This window comes from Bacillota bacterium (genome assembly GCA_013178415.1).
Classification (GTDB): domain Bacteria; phylum Bacillota; class SHA-98; order Ch115; family Ch115; genus Ch115.
In genome coordinates this window covers 333,276-355,159 of record JABLXA010000002.1, presented here as the reverse complement: position 1 = coordinate 355,159, position 21,884 = coordinate 333,276, and the positions used below count along the sequence as shown (strand labels likewise).

23 protein-coding genes and 2 pseudogenes are annotated in these 21,884 nt (G+C 50.7%); 14 read left to right on the top strand and 11 right to left on the bottom strand.

All coding sequences use genetic code 11. The annotated features are described in order from the left end of the window. Positions 1-589: 589 nt before the first annotated feature. From HPY52_03015 to HPY52_02990, 6 genes are all read left to right on the top strand, one after another. On the top strand, positions 590-1,177 hold the full coding sequence (locus HPY52_03015; protein ID NPV79237.1) for an extracellular solute-binding protein: 588 nt from the start codon (positions 590-592) through the stop codon (positions 1,175-1,177). Between the two features lie 128 nt (positions 1,178-1,305). Continuing rightward, complete coding sequence (locus tag HPY52_03010) at positions 1,306-2,577, top strand: FAD-dependent oxidoreductase (protein NPV79236.1); 1,272 nt, start codon at positions 1,306-1,308, stop codon at positions 2,575-2,577. A gap of 235 nt (positions 2,578-2,812) precedes the next feature. After that, entirely contained in the window at positions 2,813-3,190 is a 378-nt protein-coding gene (locus tag HPY52_03005) for a transposase (protein NPV79235.1), read from the top strand. A 57-nt stretch (positions 3,191-3,247) separates the two neighbouring features. Then, a complete protein-coding gene (locus HPY52_03000; protein NPV79234.1) occupies positions 3,248-3,541 on the top strand; it encodes a hypothetical protein in 294 nt (97 codons plus the stop codon). Between the two features lie 33 nt (positions 3,542-3,574). After that, positions 3,575-3,877, top strand: coding sequence for a transposase (locus HPY52_02995; protein NPV79233.1), 303 nt, complete (start codon positions 3,575-3,577; stop codon positions 3,875-3,877). Continuing rightward, positions 3,841-4,356 carry a hypothetical protein gene (locus HPY52_02990; protein ID NPV79232.1) on the top strand — a complete coding sequence of 172 codons (516 nt, stop codon included), beginning with the start codon at positions 3,841-3,843 and terminating at the stop codon, positions 4,354-4,356. Before HPY52_02995 ends, HPY52_02990 begins: the two co-directional genes overlap by 37 nt. Positions 4,357-4,658: 302 nt before the next feature. Here HPY52_02990 and HPY52_02985 read toward each other — a convergent pair whose 3' ends face one another. Both HPY52_02985 and HPY52_02980 read right to left on the bottom strand, forming a co-directional pair. Beyond that, positions 4,659-5,387, bottom strand: coding sequence for a hypothetical protein (locus HPY52_02985; protein NPV79231.1), 729 nt, complete (start codon positions 5,385-5,387; stop codon positions 4,659-4,661). Then, a pseudogene (locus HPY52_02980) lies at positions 5,365-5,610 on the bottom strand (IS701 family transposase). The gene HPY52_02985 and the pseudogene HPY52_02980 overlap by 23 nt, the downstream one beginning before the upstream one ends. 386 nt (positions 5,611-5,996) lie before the next feature. Here HPY52_02980 and HPY52_02975 point away from each other — a divergent pair. The 5 genes from HPY52_02975 to HPY52_02955 all read left to right on the top strand — a co-directional run bounded on the left by HPY52_02975 (position 5,997) and on the right by HPY52_02955 (position 11,277). Further along, positions 5,997-6,488, top strand: a complete 492-nt coding sequence (locus HPY52_02975; protein NPV79230.1) for a hypothetical protein — start codon at positions 5,997-5,999, stop codon at positions 6,486-6,488. Then, positions 6,400-6,813, top strand: a complete 414-nt coding sequence (locus HPY52_02970; GenBank protein NPV79229.1) for an extracellular solute-binding protein — start codon at positions 6,400-6,402, stop codon at positions 6,811-6,813. The genes HPY52_02975 and HPY52_02970 overlap by 89 nt, the downstream gene beginning before the upstream one ends. A 1,157-nt stretch (positions 6,814-7,970) precedes the next feature. After that, positions 7,971-9,299: an extracellular solute-binding protein gene (locus HPY52_02965; GenBank protein NPV79228.1), complete on the top strand. Its 1,329-nt coding sequence runs from the start codon at positions 7,971-7,973 to the stop codon at positions 9,297-9,299. A gap of 105 nt (positions 9,300-9,404) precedes the next feature. Beyond that, the gene (locus tag HPY52_02960; protein NPV79227.1) at positions 9,405-10,298 is read left to right on the top strand and encodes a sugar ABC transporter permease; all 894 of its coding nucleotides are present in this window, start codon (positions 9,405-9,407) and stop codon (positions 10,296-10,298) included. 85 nt (positions 10,299-10,383) lie between these two features. After that, positions 10,384-11,277 carry a carbohydrate ABC transporter permease gene (locus tag HPY52_02955; protein NPV79226.1) on the top strand — a complete coding sequence of 298 codons (894 nt, stop codon included), beginning with the start codon at positions 10,384-10,386 and terminating at the stop codon, positions 11,275-11,277. A gap of 372 nt (positions 11,278-11,649) precedes the next feature. On the opposite strand, the gene HPY52_02950 is transcribed toward HPY52_02955, so the two are convergent. From HPY52_02950 to HPY52_02920, 7 genes are all read right to left on the bottom strand, one after another. Further along, positions 11,650-11,916 (bottom strand): type II toxin-antitoxin system RelE/ParE family toxin, encoded by a 267-nt coding sequence (locus HPY52_02950; GenBank protein ID NPV79225.1) that lies wholly within the window; start codon positions 11,914-11,916, stop codon positions 11,650-11,652. Next, positions 11,916-12,125, bottom strand: coding sequence for a hypothetical protein (locus HPY52_02945; protein ID NPV79224.1), 210 nt, complete (start codon positions 12,123-12,125; stop codon positions 11,916-11,918). Before HPY52_02945 ends, HPY52_02950 begins: the two co-directional genes overlap by 1 nt. Continuing rightward, the gene (locus tag HPY52_02940) at positions 12,122-12,307 is read right to left on the bottom strand and encodes a helix-turn-helix domain-containing protein (protein NPV79223.1); all 186 of its coding nucleotides are present in this window, start codon (positions 12,305-12,307) and stop codon (positions 12,122-12,124) included. The genes HPY52_02945 and HPY52_02940 overlap by 4 nt, the downstream gene beginning before the upstream one ends. A 14-nt stretch (positions 12,308-12,321) precedes the next feature. Further along, complete coding sequence (locus HPY52_02935; GenBank protein ID NPV79222.1) at positions 12,322-12,525, bottom strand: hypothetical protein; 204 nt, start codon at positions 12,523-12,525, stop codon at positions 12,322-12,324. A gap of 494 nt (positions 12,526-13,019) precedes the next feature. Continuing rightward, complete coding sequence (locus tag HPY52_02930) at positions 13,020-13,661, bottom strand: hypothetical protein (protein NPV79221.1); 642 nt, start codon at positions 13,659-13,661, stop codon at positions 13,020-13,022. Positions 13,662-14,148: 487 nt separating this feature from the next. Further along, positions 14,149-14,295 carry a transposase gene (locus tag HPY52_02925; protein ID NPV79220.1) on the bottom strand — a complete coding sequence of 49 codons (147 nt, stop codon included), beginning with the start codon at positions 14,293-14,295 and terminating at the stop codon, positions 14,149-14,151. A 77-nt stretch (positions 14,296-14,372) separates the two neighbouring features. After that, the gene (locus HPY52_02920) at positions 14,373-15,146 is read right to left on the bottom strand and encodes a hypothetical protein (GenBank protein NPV79219.1); all 774 of its coding nucleotides are present in this window, start codon (positions 15,144-15,146) and stop codon (positions 14,373-14,375) included. A 389-nt stretch (positions 15,147-15,535) separates the two neighbouring features. Between HPY52_02920 and HPY52_02915 the strand changes: the two genes are divergently transcribed. Beyond that, positions 15,536-15,703: a hypothetical protein gene (locus HPY52_02915; GenBank protein NPV79218.1), complete on the top strand. Its 168-nt coding sequence runs from the start codon at positions 15,536-15,538 to the stop codon at positions 15,701-15,703. Here the strand turns inward: HPY52_02915 and HPY52_02910 are convergent. Continuing rightward, positions 15,681-15,809 (bottom strand): annotated as a pseudogene (locus HPY52_02910) (IS110 family transposase). The gene HPY52_02915 and the pseudogene HPY52_02910 sit on opposite strands and share 23 nt — an antisense overlap. Before the next feature lie 169 nt (positions 15,810-15,978). Further along, positions 15,979-17,496, bottom strand: a complete 1,518-nt coding sequence (locus HPY52_02905; GenBank protein ID NPV79217.1) for a hypothetical protein — start codon at positions 17,494-17,496, stop codon at positions 15,979-15,981. Positions 17,497-17,858: 362 nt separating this feature from the next. Here HPY52_02905 and HPY52_02900 point away from each other — a divergent pair, with 362 nt between their 5' ends. Both HPY52_02900 and HPY52_02895 read left to right on the top strand, forming a co-directional pair. After that, the gene (locus HPY52_02900) at positions 17,859-20,204 is read left to right on the top strand and encodes a PAS domain-containing protein (protein ID NPV79216.1); all 2,346 of its coding nucleotides are present in this window, start codon (positions 17,859-17,861) and stop codon (positions 20,202-20,204) included. A 126-nt stretch (positions 20,205-20,330) separates the two neighbouring features. Beyond that, positions 20,331-21,731, top strand: a complete 1,401-nt coding sequence (locus HPY52_02895) for a sigma-54-dependent Fis family transcriptional regulator (protein ID NPV79215.1) — start codon at positions 20,331-20,333, stop codon at positions 21,729-21,731. The last annotated feature ends 153 nt before the right edge of the window (positions 21,732-21,884 follow it).

Here is a 21,884-nt window from a genome sequence, read left to right as displayed (position 1 = left end):
ACTTTAGCTGCAAAAATGGGTATACTACGCCAAGCCCTATTTGAGGGAGTTCACCATGAATTATGGGGATAAGACGGATATAACCGAATTGGATGAAGCAGCATACATACAAATCTCTGCCATATCGAAAGGATCATTTCCATGTGGGGGCGGTTGGTGGAATTAGGAAAAGAGGGGAAGAGATTTGAGGATGACGCTGTGTTTTGTAGGGAGGAGTCTAGAGGGAATTTATGAGTGAGTTGGCGGAAGTAATCCGGAGAACAACAGGCCGGGAAAGCTAGGTATAGTGCCCGGCGGAACTTCCCGAATAGGTTCTAAAAGAATCGGGGGGAAGAAAAGTAAAAGGGAAAATCTCTAGTGTTAATGGCCCTCGTCTTCTTGGTCGCAGGCAATCTGGCAGAGGCCGAAATTACGGTGAATTACTACCATGTATGGAGTGGGCCTGAGAGAATGGCGAAACTAGACGAGCTGATCAAGAAGTTCCATCAGAAAAACCCAGATATCGAGATCAAGGCAGAACTCGTGTCGCAGGGTGGCATGGTCCAGAAATTCCTTACCCAAATCGCTGGGGGGAGCTGCCCCGGATGTTATGACTATAAGGGTCCCCGATCTTCCAGTGTTCGTGCAATCCGGCTGTCTGCTTTCACTAAACGGTTTTCTGGATCGTGATGAAATTAAACCGGATATCTGGTTCAGAGGCGAATATGAGTCGGTGAATTATGGCGGGCAGGTAATGGCTATTCCAATGTTCGCGCTCGGCGGGGCGTTGATGTTCTTCTATAATCTCGATCTGTTCGAAGAAGCGGGCCTGGATGCCGATAAGCCCCCAACTACGTGGTTAGAGTTCCTGGATGTTTCAAAAAAACTGGTGAAATCCTCAAGTGCAAATGAGCTACAGCAGGCGGCAGCCTTAACCACTTGGTCCTGGTATTTCATCCAGTGGTGTGTCACCAACGGAACCCTGCCCATATCAGGGGACGGCAAGAAGTCCCTACTTATTCTGGAAGGAAGTTATTGCCTCAATGTCAATAACCTTAGCTCCTCCCAAGATTCCGCAGTGGACCGAAATCACGGATGTGTATCTGGCAAAGCTGTATGGGGAGGCGATCGCTGGAGCAAAGAGTCCCGCGAACCTGCTTCAGCAATATCACCAAATAGTCCAGGCGTTGTTAGATAAACAATAGCTTAGTTTAGACCATCAAAGGTCCGGGGAATCCAATCATAAGCGTAAGGCTAGAAGGCGCTGACGCCCTCCCATGAAAGAGGTAGGGGGCCAGCGCCAGAGGAAAGAGGGGATCTGAGAACATGACTAGCAACTACGACGTCATAGTTGTTGGTGCCGGAGCATCAGGAGCAGTTGCCTCAATCGCCGCTGCACGAAATGGATGTAGAACCCTTCTCGTGGAAAAGGAAAATTGCTCCGGGGGCCAGGCTACCGCGGGATTACTCTGCCTTTGGGGGCCCTTCGATGATGGTAAGCAAAGGATAATCCGGGGTATACCCGAAGAGATATTGGAGAACACAATAGCAGCCGGAGGAGCGCTTCCACGCAAACATGGTTTTATCCCCGTTAACCCGGAGACCCTCAAAATCATACTGGACTGCATGTTAGAGGAAGCTGGCGCAGAGGTTCTATATCACAGCATCTGTGTAGAGGCCAGAGCTCAGGAAGGGTTAATCCGGGACATAACTGTAGCCAACAAGGCCGGGCTTCAAAGCCTATCCGCAGCAGTCTATATAGACGCTACGGGAGACGGGGACCTGGCTGTGAAAGCCGGCGCTCTATGGGAGATGGGGACAGACCCGGAGGGTTTCGTTCAACCGATGACCATGCTTTGCCGACTTGGAGGGATCAATGAGAGCGTCTACTGTTGGGAAGGGAACTTCAAGTACAGAGAGAAGATCCTCGAGTCTAGGCAAGCAGGGGAGATTAGCTTTGACGCCACGGGTATTGGAGCCGCAGAGTACATTCCCGGGCAGAGGGGGGTAATCGCAGTGAATATGTCTCACATCTTCGACCTCGACCCTTTGTCTCCCTCTGACGTTTCAAAAGCGGAGATGCTCGGCAGAAAGTATGCCCAGGAAATCGTAAACTTCTTCCGCAAGAACATTCCCGGATGTGAAAATGCCTTTCTCATCGATACAGCCATGCAGGTAGGCGTCCGGGAAAGTAGAAGGATCCTTGGGGAGTATACGATCACTTTAGAGGATGTTATCTCCGGACGCCGATTTGATGACGCGATTGCAGCGAACGCCTACCACATTGACATACACACGAAGAGCAAGGAAGCAGGGCGCCTGGCCAGTGTAAATTCCCAGCGGCCAAGGGAATATTACCAGATACCATTCAGAGCGCTGATCCCTAAGGGCCTCTCCAACATGCTGGTGGTTGGACGGTGTATATCCTGCACAAGCGAGGCCCTGGCGTCAATCCGTATCATGCCATGTTGCATGGCCACCGGACATGCTGGAGGTACAGCTGCAGCCCTGGCGGTAAAGGGGGGTATCCCGGTCCGGGAGGTACCGAGCTCAAGGTTGCAGGAAAAACTAAGGGAAGAAAATGCCTTCATAGATTAAACTGAAGGCAAACCTAGGAATATGCTCGGAAAGTCATCCTCTGGAGGCAGTCCATGGAATAATTGGCAGTCGGCAGATTACCTAAATTTCGGATTCGGTAGGATTGAAACATGTGTGACGATCACGGGTATCTAATCCTCAATTTTATGCACATTTCTCGCAAATGCTTGCAATAACGCTTGGTATCGGGTATAATCTCTTTAGTAAATAGTCATGCAACCGGGGGTATGGCTACATGTTGGGCAAGCGGGATACTCAGGTAACCTTCGATGATGTCCTCTGGCGAGAGCGCATTCCCAAGGATTCTGTCTGGATGAAACTACATGAGTGGATTGAGAAGAACTTAAGCGAAAAGGACTTCGAGCCGCTATTCAGCAATACGGGGCGTCCATCCATAAGCCCTGTCCATACCCTGGCCGCGCTCCTCATCCAGCTTGAGAAAGGATATTCAGACCGGGAGATGGAGGAAGAATCCCGCTATGACGACAGAGTCAAGTTTGCCATAATGGCCAACCGCAATTTCGGGGGCATCGATGCCGTAACCCTGTGCGATCACAGAAGACTCTTTCTCAATAGCGAAATTGGCCAGGAGATTCTCAATAAGACCCTTTAATCAGCAAAGGCGGCAGGGCTTTTTTCCAAGGAGAACCTCCAGGTTGTAGACTCCTTCATGATATGGGGTAAAGGTGCTGTTCAGGATACGTATACCCTGATTCGCAAGGGCGTGCTGCGGATAGCGCGGTGTCACGGGATGGAGGAAGAGCTAAAGAGTGTTTTGAAGCGGGATGATTATGAGAAATCTGGTAAGCCCAAGATAGACTGGAGCGATGGGGAAGAAAAGAGAAGGCTTTTGGAGAGTCTGGTTTGGGATGCGCTTAATCTTGTGAAGAAGGCAAGGGAGAAGGAGCCCATGCCTGGGGATCTCGCGGATGCGGTGGATTTTCTCGAGAGGGTAGCGAAGTAGGACGTTAGGATTGCTGAAGACGGTCGAGTTGAGATGATAAAGGGGACTTGCAAGGACAGGGTGATATCCATAACAGATCCGAAGATGCGGCATGGTCATAAGACGAGTTCCAGGAAGGTAGATGGGTTCAAAGAGCACACAATTACCTGTGGTGAGAATGGCCAGCTTGTAGCTGGAGTAGAGGTAACTGCGGCCAATGCTGCGGACAAGGAACCTGTTCCAGAAATGCTTGAAGAGCAGGAGAAAGAGGGGCGCAGGCCTGAGGAGCTCTTGGGGGACTCGGCCTACTTTGATCCAAAATGGCGGAAGAGGAGAGGGAGAAAGGGACGACAATAGTAGCGAAGGCCCCGCCTATTCCCGAAAGAGATGGTCTATACACAAAGGACGAGTTTGAGATAGATACCGAAGCGGGGACAGTGACATGCCCTGCGGGTCAGGAGGCAGGGTTTGATGTAAAGTGCATCGAAGAGCGCAAAGGGGCGACAGTCTCCTTTGGCGCCGGAGTATGCAATAGCTGTCCTGAGAAGGATAAGTGTACAACAGGCAAAAGCGGCAGATGTATCAGGATAAATCCATACGAGCCGGAGATTCAGCAGGCGAGGGAATACCAGAAGACGGAAGAATTTAAGGATATATATGTGAAGCGGGTCCATGTAGAGAGGTTGAATAGCCATCTTACCCGGCATGGGGCAAGGGAGGCGAGGTATATAGGGAAAAAGAAGGTAAAGTTTCAGTTTCTCTTGTGCGGGATTTTGAACAACATCAAGGCGATAATGAGGGCAGTGGCAGTTCAGGGAGCAGTATGCCCTTCTTAAGGAAAATGATGGAAAACAGCAAAAAGAGACGGGGGGAACACGTATTTTTCATGACGAAAGAGGGCCTCTGATCGGGCCAGGGTAAGAAACTGTAACATCCAGCCAGGGTATTATTGTAAACATGATCCTTTCACCGAGGAAAGCACGAGTTGTAACAGGGGTTCTCGAGCATATTCCTAGTACTACTTTGTTAGATGCGGAATGCCTGGTAGAGAGCCAGTTCGTGGTTGTAGACCATCCAGGCTGCTGCAGCCAGGGCTAGCTTTGCAAGGAATTTTCTCTTGACGGCAGCAATACTTAGCCTAACAAGCCTGTAGGGGGGAAAAGTCCTTCTCTACAGGTTGTCCGTTTGGCACCATCTCTGCGGGTTGCTCACTTGATGCCATCTTGCTATCCACCTCAGTGTCTACTCCGTGTTCTAGCCTCGGCCTACGCTTTAGCGCAAGCCATGAGTACGCCCACATCACAAGCACCAAATGTCGGTGCAGCCCGTGCCAGAGCCTGCCCTCATAGTGGTCAAGGCCCAGTTCCTTCTTCGCATCCTCGTAATAACGTTCGATTTCATGGTGCCTGTGCGCAAGCTGAACCAGTCGCTCATGGGGCGTATCATCCGGGAGGTTGCTAAGGTACCACTTCCGGTCACCTTCATGACCGGGCAAGGGACGCTCGCATATAAGCCATCCGATGGGCCCCGTGCCCCTGCGATTGGTGGTCCTATGCACCCTCATGAAAGCGAACTGCTTCGTTAAGAGACCCTTGCTCCCTTCTCGCCAGGTTATTGTCTCCCACGCACCCTCCGGTAGACTCTTCGCCATATCGTCCACCCTGCGGCGCGGCGCAAGTTGGTTGGGATACGGATTCTTCCTGGGACGGCCCGTCTTCTGCTCATACGGCGGTGGATTTTTCGCCGCTGTCTCCATCTCCTCCGGTATCCTCACCTGAAAGTCACAAGGGATACCGCCCACGAGCTTCTTTCCCCTTTCCTCCAGTCCATCGAGAAAGTTCTGATTACCGCCGTTTATACATGTCATCAGCATACTGCGTGCTGACTATCACCTGGCAGTTCCCGACCTTGCCCAGAGTACCGGAATACTGACGGGCTACACCACACGAACTCTTGCCCTGCTTCGGAAGCCCGGTATCGTCTATTATCATGCTCCCATCTCTGTGAGTTGCCTTCTTCGGCATGTACTCGACTCTCTCGCGGTTGAAGCTATCATGCCTCCAGTCCGTGTTGGTGAGAAACTCCTGGAGCCTCTATGACGACGTTCCCGGGATCGCATCGGCAATCCCCTGACATGTCTTACGCGCAACATCAGCCAGCAATCCGACGACGTATCGACAAAGCGACCAGATGCTTTCCTCTCTCTTAAACAGCCTAAAATACCGCTCAAGTCCCTTGTATACCTCATATACAGGATAGGGGCGTTGCCTCGATGTTCTCCATCCCCCACAAGCACCTCCACCTATCCTATATACTATTTAGCTGGCCTTCTATCCATATCTAACAGAGTAGTACTAGATGACCTGTTCCCTGTCGAAACACTCAATAGAATATTTTTCCAGGTCAGTGCCAAGAAGTCATATTCGACGGACATGTGTGGGCTATTCCCTGGCGCACGGATGCAAGGGGTCTGTTCTTGAATGTTGACATGCTAGAGGAGTGTGGGATAGATGCAACACGGGCGCCAGTAAGTATTGCAGAGTTAGACGAAATGGCAGCTAAAATATCCAAGAGAGATGCGTCAGGTAAATTCAATCGTGTGGGTTTCATCCCATGGCTTGGAAACTGGTATCCTGCAGGCTGGTTTTGGGCATTCGGCAGTGAATTATATGACGCCAACACAAAACGTCCGACCCTCGATAAGATGGAAAACATTAAAGCATTCGAATGGGTTCAAAAGTATGCCCAGCTATATAATCCCCTTGACCCTGGATCGGGAGATTCTTTTCTTTCAGGACGACTGGCGATGAGCGCGGACTGCTCTAATCCCATGCTTAGACTTCTGAAAACGGACCGTCGTGATCTAAAGGTGAGGGTCGTTGAGGTTCCGCATGCTCCGGGGGGGACGCAATGGAACGTGGTCGGGCGGAACCGCCCACATCATACCCAAAGGAGCACAACATCCTAAGGAAGCCAAGGAGTTCCTTAAGTGGCTTGCTTTAGCGGAGGCTCAACTATCTTTCTATGATGCTACCGGAACCGCAATGTTCTCGACGAACGGGGACGCAATCAAGGAAGTCATCCGCCGCGAACCCCCAAAGAGTTTAGTCAAAGCGCTCCTGATACAAATACCAAAGGCCAACCCCAGTCCGCCTCTGTGGTCAAAGGTCATTGGGGAACTCCTTGGTTTACAAAGCAGTTATATAATCTCGCTTAAGCAAACACCCACGGAAGCACTGGGGAATCTCCAGCGACGTATGATCCCGGAATATGAAAAGGTCTTTGGTAAGTGAACATCCCCACCGCAAGCGGCGAGGCTTCCCGGCGACGCTACCCTGAGGAGAGGATGCAATCTCGTCCTCAGACCACCCCGCGCCATTCATCCCAGTCGCAAGCGATCGGGGGTTATTGGCTAGGCTTGTTAATACACGACTTGATGAACATCAGGATCCCTCCGCAGTGCCGAAGACACAACCTTAGTTCCAGTAAAGAAATATATCGCCGAAATTCTCCTAATAAGGGCGGGAAATCCTAAGTCGATATCAATTATGATCGCAACTGGATGTAAATTTTTCTTAGTAAAATTATCCTTGACAGAAACCCGCAAGGTGTGGTATGGTTAGATTGGTAGTGTGAGAAGATTCCCCCAAAGGGCGCCAGTGTTCCTTATATGGGCAAATTCCTACCTTACTAGGGAGGGATGAAATGAAAAAGTTACTTTAGCTGCAAAAATGGGTATACTACGCCAAGCCCTATTTGAGGGAGTTCACCATGAATTATGGGGATAAGACGGATATAACCGAATTGGATGAAGCAGCATACATACAAATCTCTGCCATATCGGAAGGATGATTTCCATACGGCAGCGAATACTGTCGAGTCTTTGACTCCAGTTCACTACGTTCCTTATATTAAGGAATGATTGCGTAAGAGCTATCGCGTGGCACAATATCCTCTCCTTTCCCAGACCACTGTACCACGCGAGAGTGTAAAACATGTCACCATGTTTATGGAAAACTGTACTAAGTCAGTGCGCATGAATCTTTGCCGCCTTTGAGCCATGCGAGGCACGATGATACGCCCAAAAAGGTAGCCGAGATTTATGGTGACTGATTTAGCTGATTTTTATCGTTGAAGTTTTGAGTGTCCTAACCGAATTTCACAGTAATCCGCGATGAGTCAAGGATGAGTCAAGCCTATTTCAGATCATGGACAAGGGATGCAGCAAGGATTGGAATGAAGCAACACACAAATTTCTTCCATAACCGATAAGACGGTTACGGCATGGGGGTGGTGTCTAGAATCGAGAAGTGAGAACATTTGACTTTCAAGTAGTATCCTATATCGAAACGGTGTCGGACATGGAGTGCCCGGTTGGGAGACAAATGGCGTTCCGCACACTGCCACTTATGATCAGGATGCTTAAATTCATTATGAGGAGGAAAGAGCCGTGTATTTGAAAAGATCCTCGGCCATTGCCATTGCAATGGCGGCAGCAGTCGCCTTTGTGATTCTTGTTTCAAATATATCGCAGGCTGCGAAGACTCTCCGGATATCTTGCGACTGGAACGAGAATGAACCCGTCTACAAATGGCTGGAGTTTGCGGCAAAGGAATTTGAAAAGAGCCATCCTGGAGTCAAGGTTACAATTCAATCAGAACATCGTACCTTTGGGCAAACGGTAAAGCAGCGCATCCTTGCAGGGGACATCCCGGATGTCATGGACGGGTGGGGTTTCGCGACCAGTACCACCGCTCTCCTGGAGGCAGTAGAGGCAAAGGCTTTGTTTGATCTCACGAAGGCCATGGAAGGGAAGTCCCACGAGGGAGATAGTAAATGGAAGGATACTTTTCTGCCTTCGCTTATAGATTCGGTCAAAGTCAAGGATAAAATATGGGCGATGCCTTTCCAGTATTACACTAATGTTTTCCACTATAATGTGGCGATCTTCAAGAAGGGTGGTCTCAAACCGCCTGAAACCTGGGATGAGTTCACAAATATTCTGAAGAAAATAAAGGGCATGGGGATATCTCCTCTGGGCAAGGATATTGCCTACGCCACCACAGAATTTACCCCGCTGGAACAGCGCATAGTGGGTCCTGATGCACAGCTTGCCGCCCTCAAAGATCCAGACCTTCTGAAGGAGAATCCCGATTTCCTTAAGGCTTTGAAAATGTTCAAGGAAACCTTCATGTCAAATTACCAGCCTGGATATTCCGGAAGCCAATTCCCTGCAGCACAAATGCTCTTTGCGCAGGGCAAGGTAGCCATGATGTATATGGGCACCTGGCTGAATAGCGAAATCAAGGGGAATACGCCTCCAGGCTTTGAGATGGATGTATTTCGTTTTCCGTCCATTCCCGGGGGCAAGGGTATTCAAAATCTTATGGTCATAGGAAACTGTCCGAATATCGTCATACCGGCGGGGGCTCAGAATACAGAACTCGCGGTTGAGTGGCTCAAATTCATTAGTTCAAAGAAGATGGTCCAAGCCTTTGTGGAACAAACCACCATGCTGAATGGAATGAGGTATTCGCCTATGCCGGCCTGGGCTAAAAGCGTTAGGAAGGTGCTTGAGGGAGGACATGTTGTATCAGCAGAGGCCTACTGGCAAGAAGAGGCGAGAGATATAAACGCCAACCTGAGCAAGTACATGCAGGAAGGTAATACCTTGTGGTTCAAGTTCTTCGCGGGGGAAATGGGCCCGGAAACCTACCTGGATGAACTAATAAAACTGCGGAAAAAGGCATGGGATCAGCTCAGAAAATTCGGAAAGTGACTTACTCGGTAGAAGCCGGCTCACTTTTTTGAGTGAGCCGGCTTCATAAAATTGACTGTGGGCATAGAATCGGCCAGAGGGCCGCGAGGTTGGGAGGCGAACATTTTGACCGCAAGAATGCAGCGCACCCTGTTGATTGTAAGTTTTCTGTTTATACCAATGACCCTTCATACGGTTTTTTTCGCTTACCCTGTTTTGAGCGCATTTAGGGTTGTCTTGTACAAGTGGAGCGGGCTCTCATGGGAGATGACATATATAGGATTGCGTAATTTCTTGCAGCTCCTCTCAGATCCAGTCTTTCCTCTTGCTCTAAGGCACAATCTGACGCTTCTCCTGGTTGCAGGTCCTATTGTGTACTTCCTCGCGCTATTCATCTTGTTTCTACTCAATCTTCCCTGGGTAAAGGGAAGGCGCGGCTTCATTTCCATATTCTATTTTCCAGCCATAATATCAGAGGTGGCAGTAGCCCTCGTCTGGGTATTTATATATAATCCTCAATTTGGACTGTTGAACGGGATTTTGAGGGCGGTAGGACTTGGGGCATATCAGCGTGCTTGGCTTGGGGAATCAAGGCTAGCCTTTCCTTCTATGATGGGAATAGTCATCTGGGGAGGACTCGGCGGGCTGATACTGTATCTTCAAGCAGGACTGCAGAGAATTCCTACTTCACTATACGAAGCTGCCAAGATTGATGGCGCAGGAAACCTGCAGATTTTCCTTAAGATAACATTGCCGCTTCTCTGGGAGATTCTCCGAATCCTGATCGTGCTTTCCGTGATCGGTTATCTCCAGGCGTTCGGCATATTTTTTGTGGCCAAGGAACTCGCAGTGGGAATAGATCTTAATACAGTTGTTCTCGGTACCTATATCTACTACCAGGCATTCCAGAATTTCAACTTTGGATACGCCACGGCAATAGCCATGGTAGTAATGGTGATAGTCATGGCCGCCACGATCCTTTCCAGGAGATTCACATCGGGGGAATCGGTGGAGATCTGATGGGTAATGGCGTCGCCTGGCGCCGGATCCGTCCGGGAGCGGCGGAGATTTATGAATTATAACATGCAGGATAGGGGGATAGATGATGACTGCTTTGATAGTCAAATTCAGGCAAGTAAAATCTGGACGCGTCAATGTGGGCAGGAGTCTTGGGCATATTGCGTCTTTAGGCCTCACTTATGTAGTACTTCTTGCCCTATCCTCACTCTACATATTTGTTTTCATATGGACACTCTATTCGAGCTTAAAGACTAATCCCGAGCTTTTCAGTAATGTCTGGGCGCTTCCGAAATCTCCGCAATGGAGAAACTATCTTACGGTTATGACCACCGGCAACATGCTGCTATATTTCATGAATTCAGTGAAATACGCTGTGACCATAGTGGTGGGACGGGTCATCCTTTCATCAATGGCCGCATATGTTCTAGCCCGATTCAAATTTCGCCTGGCAAACCCTATTCTCTACTACTTCCTCTCCTCTCTAATGGTCCCAAGCCTGCTGACGGTAGTGCCGTGTTTCATTCTTATGAAAAACCTTGGATTGCTGGGGAGCCAGTGGGCGTACATCATCTTGGCGCTGACAGGTCTCCCCTTCAACATTTTTGTGCTGATTGGGTTTTTCAAGACCCTGCCGCGGGAGTTGGCTGATGCTGCCTACATCGATGGCTGCGGCGAATTTGGGGTATTCTGGAGAATCATGCTTCCGCTGGCGCGCCCAGGCCTCTTGACTGTAGCAGTCATTAATACAATAGGCACGTGGAATGATTTCATGGGTCCACTGATTTTCATTAGAAACAAGGCTCATTACCCGCTTGCTACAGCCGTGTATTTCCTTAAGGTCACCATGCAATACAACGCCGACTGGGTGGCCATGCTGGCTTCAGTGGTAATTCTGATGGTGCCTGCCCTCATAATGTTCGTTGTGTTCCAAGACCAGGTCATGAGAGGGCTCAATCTTGGTGAAGCTTTGAAATATTGAGTCCGGATTTCGCAATGATTTGAAAAAAGGCGAGCAGGTCCTTGAGCTGAGAAATGGATCCTCCTCCATGGCCTCAAGGGCCGCGTCTAGCCTGGCCGCCGTATCCGTATCTACCCGCTCATAATGACGCCGCGCCTTGCGAGAAAGTTCAACCCAAAACCTTTGTCCGCCGGATCGCACGCCAGGGCACCACCTCTCAACGGGCTATTTCCGCTTTGGCTTCCTCTATCTCCTGCCGTTCCTCCGGGCTTAACCCCACCTTGTCGGCCTAGAGCCACCTGGTGTACTCGAGAAGTTCCTCCAGGTCCTCCTCGCCCATGGCTTCTATTATCCTCAATAGCTTCTCACGAACGCTCATCGTCCCGGCCTCCCTCAATGTTTGAACACATCACCACGGGGCCTTATCTCGTATATCTTTACCAACCGCGCCCGTTCGTCCACCTCGTAGAGGATACGCCAACCGCCCACCTGGTACCTATAGCACCCGGATTCCCCGGAAAGCTTCTTTACGTTCGGTCCCCAGGTCGGGTTAACCTCCAAATATGCGATGCACCGATCAATGCCCTTCTGAAGTTTCGCCGTCAGCCGTGCATAGGTCTTTCGTGCGCTCTTGGTCAGTATCACCTCATAGGATAACATCAGGCATCACCGTTTCGCTTTAGTTCACGCCACCTTACGTATTCCCCGCGGGCAAACTCCTCCCGGCCTCTTGCTATGGCCGTGCGTTCCTCTTCTGTAGGTTCCACCTCTTCAGGCTCCTGAAGCAGCCGCACATAATCGAGGACGGCTTCTAAGTTTTCCTCGTCCATGGCCTCTATAGCTTTTATAAGCTCCTCACGAATGCTCATGTCTGCTCCTCTCCCTTCAATGCTGGCCGGGAAAGAAAGGCCTGCAGGTCCTCTTCCCTAACTCGCCATACCCGGCCTATCTTCACGCCCTGCAGTTCCCCACTTTCCAGTAGGGAATAGACGGTCCTCACGGTAACCTTCAAGATATTAGCCACCTCTTGTGTGGTTAATAGCGCCTCCACATTCTCACCTCCGCTTACAGAATCGCCTGGTGTTTTCCCCGGGCTTCTATGCCAGCATACCGGTATTCCCCTTCGTAAAACTCTCTCCGGTCCAGAATCCGCTTTACCTGCATCTTGTGGAACGCACGGCCTTGCGCCGTTGTATGCCCCTCGCGGTTCAACTGATCTGCAATAGCCTGCAGGCTCCATTGTAGCGCCAGAAATCCCTTCGTCAGAATACACTCTCACCACCTCAAAACCCTGGGCCTTCGCGAAACCATCTATGGCCGTCCTCTGATCCGCCAGTCCAAATTTGTCCTCATACCTGCCCTTCTGTTGAAACCCTCAGGTATGCCGCCGCCCGCGTCATGGTCTCCAGTCCTCCTGCTTTAATGATAATTTCAACTTCCGTTACGATTAAAGTATAACATGAAAGAAGATGAATATAAATACCTAAATGCAAATTTGTTTCATGAGGTCTTATGAAGGCCTCCGATAGATGCAAGCAAGATAAATAACAAGGAGTAGCCACTCGGCCACTCATTTGGCTTTTTATGTCCTCTCGAAACTCTCAAAATTCCCTGCCTGCTTGATGGTCACTTTGACCTCTAGGCATCCCAATTTCGCTCCTACAGGCCTCCACACCCAGAGTAGGTATAATCCCTCCTTACCTACCTACCTTGCGTGCTTCCCCAAAGGGAGCAACAATTCGTGGCGCCTCAAGTCGCCGAGGTCAGACTACACCCACGGGCTCTTTAGCACCAAGTAAGATCCGACCTCCTTCAACCGGTTCATAGAATAACATTCGCCGTGGCCATATTTTCATCCTTTCGATGGTGCCGGCCCGAAGGCCGGCATGGGCGACTCCCCCAAAGAATTCGAAGCCTTCAACGTGGCATTCAAGCCAGTGACGCTTATCCATACGATCGACGACCTTGAGGAACATATGCCTGCTAAACGCAAGCACCATGATGAATGCCCATAGCCTGTAGGTGGTTCCGGTAACCGGATGACACCATCTTCCCAGATATCCGTAGTCAATTTGAACCTCCTCACCAGGAGGGACCTCCGGTCTATAGACCACCACCTGGTCAGGCCTGAGGCCGGCGTCTGGCATTGTAGCCCGAACATATCGACAAAAGGTGCTGATACTTACGTCAAGACCCGTCGCCTCACACAGCCGCTGCCATACTGTGCTCATGTGGTTGGTCTTGAGGCCTTCGGCGATGTAATCTCGGTACTGGTCAAGCTCGCCGAAGCGGCTTGAACGTACTGTCTGGTCCACGGTCTCTGGGAACTGCGCGCCACCGGGGTGGGGGAATTTCTTGATTGCCCCCTGGGGGAATTTCGTGATTGAGGGGTGGGGGAATTTCATGATCGGGGGGGTGGGGGAATTACGTGACGTTTTTTATCTCTTATGTGGGGGAATTACGTGATCGTCGACAGTAAATACAGATTTTACGCGGGTTTTCAGCCTTCGTTTTGGTATTTTTTGAGGTACAATTTGCCTCCATCGTACCAAATCAGGCACCGAATATCGGGGCATCGGGCGCCGACGACAACGAGATGCCCGGCCTTTCGACCGGGCACAAAGGGTGAACAGTCGATGTAATAAAGCTTCATCTACCAAGGGGGCCCTTTCTCCTTCTTGAGCCCCTTCTTCTCCTCTTTACACCATTATACGGGATACGGGCGCTACTCGCTTTTTTAAAGATTGGCGATTATGTTTTTCATGGTTCCCCATTATACATTTGCCGCAGGTTAGCCAGCATTCTGGGAGTTGCCTGCCATCATCACCCCGGCCTTGAGGGGTGCCACACTTCCTTTTCTCCCAGGGTCATGCCCCGAGAGCATCGAGCGTTCTAGCGGCGATATTTAGCTCTGTCCCCGTCGGACCGGTAGTCGCACCTGATGCACCTGAACCAATCCCGAGTCTTACGGTTGTACCAGGAAGCGTTCCCGCACCGCGGGCAAGTTTGGGAAATCTCCCTAGAGTCGACGTAGACCACGGGTACTCCAGCAAGCGCGGGTTTGTATTTCGGGAGACACTTTACAATTCCGTCTTAACCTTCAATTTGAAGCCCCGCTATTGTTCGACCACAACCTCCTGCTCCTCGGGCGCTTCCTCCTGCGTCACGGTCCCTTCCTCGGCTTGCTCCTCTTCCGCCGAACTCTCCTCCTCAACTGCTATTTCCTCTTCAGGAGCGGCTTCCTCTCCGATGGCTTCCTGTTTCTCAGGAGTTTCCTCTATAATAGCTTCCTTTTCCTCAGATTCGGGTGCGACCCCTTCCTCGATCTGCTCCTCGGGGAACTCTTCCTCCGATATTACTTCCTGTCCTTCAGTCGCCTCCTCCGGGACTACCTCCTCTTGCTCACCGGTCATCTCTTCTTCGGGGATGGATTCCTCTGTGATAGCCTCCTCTTCCTCAGGAACTCCTTCCTCTATGGTCTCCTCAGATTCAGGAGTAGCTTCTTCTACCGTGACTTCCTCCTCGGGGGCCTCTTCCCCTATTGCTGTCTCTTCCTCAGTTGGTTCCTCCGGGGCTATCTCCTCCTGCTCAACGGTTATCTCCTCCTCAGGAACGGTTTCTTCTTTCTCAAGTTCAGATGCGGTCTCTTTCTCGGCCTGCTCATCAGAGGCCTCTTCCTCTGCTGTTACCTCTTCTTCCTTGATAAGTCCTTCTTCAGCCGGAGCCCCCTCTTCAATTGCTTCTTCCTCAAGGGCCTGCTCCTCCGTTGCCTGTTCCCCTTCCTGAGTCGCTTCCTGACCTTCGTCCGCCCATGCAGGGATAACGTAGTAGACTGAAAGCACACCGACCAGCGTAGCAATCAAAATGACCTTTAAGAGACGCAGAACCATTTAATATACACCTCCTTGGGGATCTAGATGCGGTCACTGAGTTACTTTCACCCCACCGTGCCATATCAGAATATATTGATTCTATAATTTTAGAATAAACTCCTTCTTTGGGGTCATGAAAAATAAAGAAAATTTGGTTAATCATTTAGAAGATCGCGGTCTGTGACACTGGTTCCAGTGGGCAGGGATGCGGAGTTCCTCCCCGGCGAACTCGACGAGAAGCTCGCACCATACCATGCAAGCTCCTATGATGCTCTCGCCTTTATCCTGCTCCGGCAGCATAAATGGCCCTTATTATGAGGAAGCAGGGTGAGGACTATCCCTCTTTGTCTGGAACTTTCCGTGGGGAACTCTCGTTACTATACTTAATAGAAAGGGGGTGAAAAACTATGTTTAAGAAAGGAATTCCCTTACTGTTATTTGTATCTATCCTGTTGATCCTTGGGTTTGGAACCGCCTTTGCGGCCCCATGGGGAGGGAAGGCTGACCGGGGATGGTTTGGGCCTTCGTGGTTATCTCAAGGGATCCTCAAGTTTTCAAAATGTGATACACTATGATCAAAATCGTGTGTCCAACAGCTACTGTAGCTCTATTAGCCCGTCGCTTTGCAGCAATACGGTGATATTGAGCAGAAAGATAGGTGTTCTTTGTACGCGCGGCTGAACCGTGCGAATAATAACACTGGAATCACAATAGTCAAACATATCGGTGCCATCGAAGGATGAAAATATCGATCGGCTGCTCTCAGAATAGCGCAGCGCAATGCCACTCAATCGTCGCGCGTGGCCGTAGAATTGTGGCGTAAGCCTGCTTAATTACGGCACAGGGTCGCTCAGCTACCTGAGGACTTCCGGTCTATCTGGTAAAGGGCATCGGCGATTTCAGAATAGAGAGCGAAGCTCTTTTGGTAATGTGGGACCAATGACTCATCCGGCATAATGGTTTCTCTTATGCGAAGCGTCTTTTGCACAGCATCTTGTTCATCCCTGTAGACCCCGGCCCCGATCCCGGCGAGGATTGCTGCCCCCTGCGCCGTTGCCTCTGTTACTTCGGGAAGCATTATGGGCACATTCAATACCGTTGCCTTGATGGAGATCCAGAAGGCATTCTTCGCGCCGCCGCCGATGGCGATGAGACTGGGAATCGGCATCCCCGCGGCCTTTTGCAGAGCTTCGATGCCTAATTTGAGCTCAAAACATGATCCTTCTATGACTGCCCGGGCGAAATCTGATATGGTCGCATGAGATTGGACTCTCACAAATGCTCCGGTTGCCTGCTGGTCAGTGGTTGGAGGACCGCTGCCTCGGATCCTCGAGATAAATAGCGCTCCATGCGCGCCAGGAGGAGATTGACTTGCGATCCGGATTACATCCTCATAGGTTTGACGGCCTCCACTGAATTCCCGAATGAACCATTCCACAGCGCCGCCTGAGGCAGGCACCCCGCCCAGCGCATAGTGCATGTTCTTGATCACATGGTGGCCAAAGGTGAACCCGCTGCTGCATATGGCGCTTGCGAGAGACGTATCAGTGATGGGGAATAAGACGCTCTCCGCAGTCCCACAGGAATCAAGCACTTTCCCCGGCGTGATGACCCCAACTGCCAATGCTCCGCATACATGATCATGTCCTCCGATGAAAACCGGAGTGCCTGCGGTTATGCCAGTTTGCTCCGATGCCTGTGGCGTGATATGTCCAACGAGGGTCCCGCCGGGGACTGCCTGAGGAAGTATCTTTGGAGGTATTCCTGAGAGCTCTAGTAATTCATTAGACCAGCACGCCCGCGCCTGGTCGAAGAGCATCGTCCTAGAGGCTTGAGAATAGTCTATGGCATAGTTTCCGGTGAATCTGTAAGCCACATAACTACATACTGGTAACCATGTTGCGAGCTTTTCCCTCATAGACTCAACATTCTCTAAGAGCCAGAGGATTTTCGTGGCTGTATACATGGGCTTTATTGGCAAACCTGTAATTGCCGCAGTCCTGGCCTTCCCGATATTTTCATCCCACCAGCGTGCCTGCGGCATAGTCCTGGGGTCAAACCATGCAATTATCGGATACAGCGGCTGGCCATGGCGATCAAGAGGTACGCCTGATTCTCCCACGCTCGCGGCGCAGATCCCCACGATCTGGCCCGGTTGGATATCTAGTCCCCCTGTGGCGCCGCGGATCGCTTCCGCGACCTTACCCCATATACTTTCAGGATCCCATGTTACCCATCCCTGATCATTGGATGAATATGGAGTGTCCAACACCGACTTTGCTAGTTCTTTCCCGAACTCATCGAAAATGACGGCTTTGATGTGCGTCGTTCCTACATCGATTCCCAGGAGAAGTGGCTTCATATCCATGGACAATGTCTCACTCCCTCGGCTATTCTATAGCATGCTGAATCGCCCTATCCTCATATCTGAAGCAAAGAACCTGCGATGGCACATTTTCGGTCATTATTCCTGTGTCCCCGTGATGCCGCGCTGACATGTATAGCCCATTTTCCAGTCATTCTTTTGTCTTCGACGTGCTATATAATGAAGAACATATTTAATGTGTTCGACGCACCAGAACAATGTCCCTCCTGCGAACGAGACAAATGTGACTTTTATGCGACGAAACTGCCACACGTGCCCCTCAGGACTCAGGGCACTCCTGAGGACGAACCCCGTTGCCCAAATTCAGTCCAGGATGTAGAATTGACGATAGGGGAGGAGAAGCCGTGGGTGTCGTTTCTACTATTGAGGGAAGATGCAGGAGATGTTATTCCTGCGTCAGGAATTGCCCTGTTAAGGCCATAAAGGTTGAGAACGGCCAGGCCAAAGTGGTAGATGAATTCTGTATTTCTTGTGGCCATTGTGTGAGGGTCTGTTCCCAAGACGCGAAATATATACAGGATGATAGGGATGCTGCTCTCCGTCTGGCCTCGACCGGCAGGGCTGTGCTGATTCTGGCCCCGTCATTTGTAGCCGAATTCTCGAATCATGATCCGGGTGTCGTGGTGGCTGCCGGACACCTCTTGGGTTTTCCTCGGGTGGTGGAAGTTGCCTGGGGAGCAGAAAGGGTGACTCAGGAATACATCAAATTCCTGGGAGAGTCGCCTCGCTCCCGCGGGACCATCGCCACGCCATGTCCGGCTGTGGTCAACCTGGTGCAAAAGCGTTTCCCCAACCTCATACCACGGCTCGCTCCGATAGTATCTCCTATGATAGCCACCGGCAAGATGATCCGTGCCCTGTGGGGCCAGGATACGCCGGTGGTCTTCGTAGGCCCCTGTGTCGCAAAAAAGAGCGAGGTCGGGGATTATAGCGTATCTGGGGCCGTAGATCTAGCGCTGACTTTCCGTGAATTTCGGCAGCTTTTGGATCAATGTGGCATCCGTTTGGATAGGCTTTCGCCGGAACCGCCTGATGCTTTTCATCCGAGGCTTGGCCGTCTTTATCCGATTTCCGGGGGGCTATTGAAAAGCGCCGCCATTCAAGCCGATATCCTTGAGAACGATATCGTAGTAGTCGAGGGTAAGGATAATTGCCTTGAGTTTCTTGAATTGATGTCGAAAAAGAAAATAGACCCGGAATTCGTAGATATGCTCTTTTGTGAGGGGTGCATCAATGGCCCTATAATGACAACCCCTCTGGTCGGGCATGCAAGGCGAAAGATTGTTGTAGATTTTGTCAGGCAGAGAGATAAATCTACTATTTCTAGCCCCGGATATATTTCTCAGGGGGACTTCCCAGAAATTGACGCCAGGAGAAGCTTCCGCGATCAGAGTGTCAAGCTGCAGCATCCGACTGAATTGCAGATCCGCGAGATCCTGGCTGAATTGGGCAAGACCCGTCCAGAAGATGAGCTAAATTGCGGCGCGTGTGGCTATCCTACCTGCCGTGAAAAGGCAATCGCTGTGTTCAGAGGACTGGCTGAAAACAAGATGTGCCTGCCGTACCTCATCAGCGAGCTTGAGAAGACAAATGAGGAACTTGCCGCGCTCAAGGATTACAATAAAAACATTGTGGATAGCATAGCGGAGGGCATCATTGTGGTGGATTCCAACTGCGTCATAACGACATTCAATGATGCCGGCGGTAGAGTCACGAAGTTGAGCCAGGGCAGGGGTCCGGTGCTCAATTCCCCCCTGGACCTTGCCTTGCCCAAGCTGGGCACAGAAGAGTTCATGAAAATCCTCAGAAATACCATCGAGAGCGGCGAGCCTGCCCAGCTAGCCAACCATAATTATGATTTCAATGGAGAGTCAATCACTGTCAATATAAAGATCTATCCCTTACGGAATGGATCCGGAACGAAGCATGGGGCCGTGATAATCACGGAAGATGTGACCGAGAGGATAAAGCTTGAAAACCAGCTTCGCCAGGCGGATAAACTCTCAGCCCTGGGACAGATGGCGGCAGGCGTCGCTCATGAGATCAATACTCCCCTTACAATCATTTCTGGTTATACCGAGCTTCTCCTCAGGGAACTAAAGGCATTGGGTGTGCAAGGGGCAACGGAGAAACTCAAGATGGTTTCTGAGGAGGTTGACCGTATAGCGGAAATCGTCCGAAACTTACTGAGGTTCGCAAGGCCTTCTAAGATTTCATCTGATCATTGCAGTGTAAACGAATGTGTCAGACGCACCCTTGCGCTGGTGGAGAGGCAAATGGCTTATAGAGGAATAGCGCTTGAGATGCACTTATGTGATTCTGAGCCTGTAGTGATAGCAGATGCAGGCGAACTCGAGCAGTTATTTCTAAATATCGTCTTGAACGCAATACAGGCCATGCCTTCCGGCGGGTACCTCCGGGTTGCCAGCAGCACGGCAGATAGCAGGTCAGGCTCTGGCGGTCCCCAGGTATCAATTGAATTTCAAGATACAGGATGCGGTATACCAGGGGAAAATCTTACCCGGATATTTGATCCGTTCTTTACCACGAAGGAAGTCGGAAAGGGAACGGGCCTTGGGCTTTCTGTAAGCTATGGCATAGTGCAGAAATATGGGGGCAGCATTTCCGTTGCGAGCAAATTAGGCAAGGGCACCACATTTATCGTGAGACTCCCGCTATCTGCTGGTTGAGATCGGGGTCGTGGCGCCACCGGCGCTGGGCTTGAGGGAAGTGTATGGACTCGCGAAGAAGGTGCCCGTGTGGGGTGAAAAATCTTGGCTGGAGAGAAGATACTCGTGGTTGATGATGAACCCAAGATGTGTGATTTTTTGGAGATAGTCCTCAAGGAGGAAGGATATGATATTAGCTCCAGCACATCCGGCGAGGATGCGCTAAACCGGATTTCGCAGGAGGAATTCGATGTCGTAGTGACAGATCTCATGATGCCAGGCATAGATGGCATGAAGCTCCTGGAAAGAGTAAAGCAGATTTCTCCTGATACTACGCTCATAATGATCACCGGCTTTTCTACGGTTGAGAGCGCTGTTGAGGCCATGAAGAAGGGAGCCTTCGACTATTTACCTAAGCCTTTTAAAATTGACGAGATCAAAGTTGTCATCAGAAAGGCCCTCGATCAGAGGAGGATCCTGGCTGAAAATCGCAGGCTTCGTGATGAATTGCGCGCTGTACGGGGCAGATCAGCCAAATTGATCGGCAACAGTGAAAAGATGCAGCAGGTTTATGCACTGATAGAGAAGGTAGCGAAGTCGGACAGCAATGTCTTGATACGTGGTGAAAGCGGTACAGGCAAGGATTTGGTCGCACGGGCGATTCATGAGGCCAGCCATAGGGCAGATAAGCCATACTTGAGCATCAACTGTGCTGCTTTGCCTGAGACCCTCCTGGAGTCTGAACTCTTTGGTCATGCTAAAGGCGCATTTACTGGTGCCACCACCTCCAAGCGCGGGCTTTTGGAAGAGGCTGATTCCGGCACAATATTCCTGGATGAAATCGGAGATACCAGCATCGCATTTCAGGCAAAGCTGCTCAGGTTTCTACAGGATCGGGAATTTCTGCGTGTGGGTGAGACTACTCCCCACAAGGTGGACGTAAGGGTTATTGTCGCGACAAACAAGGACCTAGAGGGAGCCATTGCGAAAGGGGCTTTCAGGGAAGACTTGTATTACCGGTTGAACGTGATTACTATAAGCCTTCCACCGCTCAGAGAGCGGGTGGATGATATCCCAGTTCTGGCTAAATACTTCGCCGGGAAGATATGGCAGAGGACGGGCAGGGGGCCAACAAGGTTTTCAGAAGAAGCAATGGCTGCCCTCATGGCCTATAAATGGCCAGGAAATGTGCGGGAACTTGAGAATGCTGTAGAGAGGGCCATGATCCTGGGGGAAGGCGCCACCATTGAGCTCAAGGATCTGCCTGAGGCAGTCCGAAAAGCCACGGCAGAGGGAGAGACTCCTGCCCAGGAGGACGCGGCAGGCGACGCGAAGCCTGGTCTTGGGGTTGATACTAGCAAGGAACTCCCCTTCAAAGAGGCCGTCCTCGAGTTTGAAAGGAGATTGATACTCTCTGCCCTCGAGGAGACTGGGTGGATTCAGGCCAGGGCTGCTGAACGTTTGGGTATCAAGAAGACTACATTGAGTGAGAAGATGAAGCGGCTTGGCATTAGGGAAAGAGGCGATGGCGTCCAAAGTCTTGGATAGATATTCAAAAAAATGAACCCGAGATGGGTTCCTGTCCGATAATTTGAATTGGGGAAGAAGGGGATCTGTGTGAGACCTGGGAGGATCTTATGCAGATCCCTTTTATTTCGCCATTTTTCGCAAATCTGCTTTCATTTGGCTTGCCGGTCAGGT

Excerpts from the sequence above, each read along its gene's own strand:
- HPY52_03010 (NPV79236.1), top strand. The coding sequence starts at position 1,306 with ATGACTAGCAACTACGACGTCATAGTTGTTGGTGCCGGAGCATCAGGA.
- HPY52_02950 (NPV79225.1), bottom strand. The coding sequence starts at position 11,916 with ATGTTATCCTATGAGGTGATACTGACCAAGAGCGCACGAAAGACCTAT.
- HPY52_02995 (NPV79233.1), top strand. The coding sequence starts at position 3,575 with ATGATAAAGGGGACTTGCAAGGACAGGGTGATATCCATAACAGATCCG.
- HPY52_02905 (NPV79217.1), bottom strand. The coding sequence starts at position 17,496 with ATGGATATGAAGCCACTTCTCCTGGGAATCGATGTAGGAACGACGCAC.
- HPY52_02930 (NPV79221.1), bottom strand. The coding sequence starts at position 13,661 with ATGAAATTCCCCCACCCCTCAATCACGAAATTCCCCCAGGGGGCAATC.
- HPY52_02895 (NPV79215.1), top strand. The coding sequence starts at position 20,331 with ATGTGTGATTTTTTGGAGATAGTCCTCAAGGAGGAAGGATATGATATT.
- HPY52_02990 (NPV79232.1), top strand. The coding sequence starts at position 3,841 with ATGGCGGAAGAGGAGAGGGAGAAAGGGACGACAATAGTAGCGAAGGCC.
- HPY52_03005 (NPV79235.1), top strand. The coding sequence starts at position 2,813 with ATGTTGGGCAAGCGGGATACTCAGGTAACCTTCGATGATGTCCTCTGG.
- HPY52_03015 (NPV79237.1), top strand. The coding sequence starts at position 590 with ATGACTATAAGGGTCCCCGATCTTCCAGTGTTCGTGCAATCCGGCTGT.
- HPY52_02955 (NPV79226.1), top strand. The coding sequence starts at position 10,384 with ATGACTGCTTTGATAGTCAAATTCAGGCAAGTAAAATCTGGACGCGTC.
- HPY52_02985 (NPV79231.1), bottom strand. The coding sequence starts at position 5,387 with ATGACATGTATAAACGGCGGTAATCAGAACTTTCTCGATGGACTGGAG.
- HPY52_02945 (NPV79224.1), bottom strand. The coding sequence starts at position 12,125 with ATGAGCATTCGTGAGGAGCTTATAAAAGCTATAGAGGCCATGGACGAG.
- HPY52_02920 (NPV79219.1), bottom strand. The coding sequence starts at position 15,146 with ATGGTTCTGCGTCTCTTAAAGGTCATTTTGATTGCTACGCTGGTCGGT.
- HPY52_03000 (NPV79234.1), top strand. The coding sequence starts at position 3,248 with ATGATATGGGGTAAAGGTGCTGTTCAGGATACGTATACCCTGATTCGC.
- HPY52_02915 (NPV79218.1), top strand. The coding sequence starts at position 15,536 with ATGTTTAAGAAAGGAATTCCCTTACTGTTATTTGTATCTATCCTGTTG.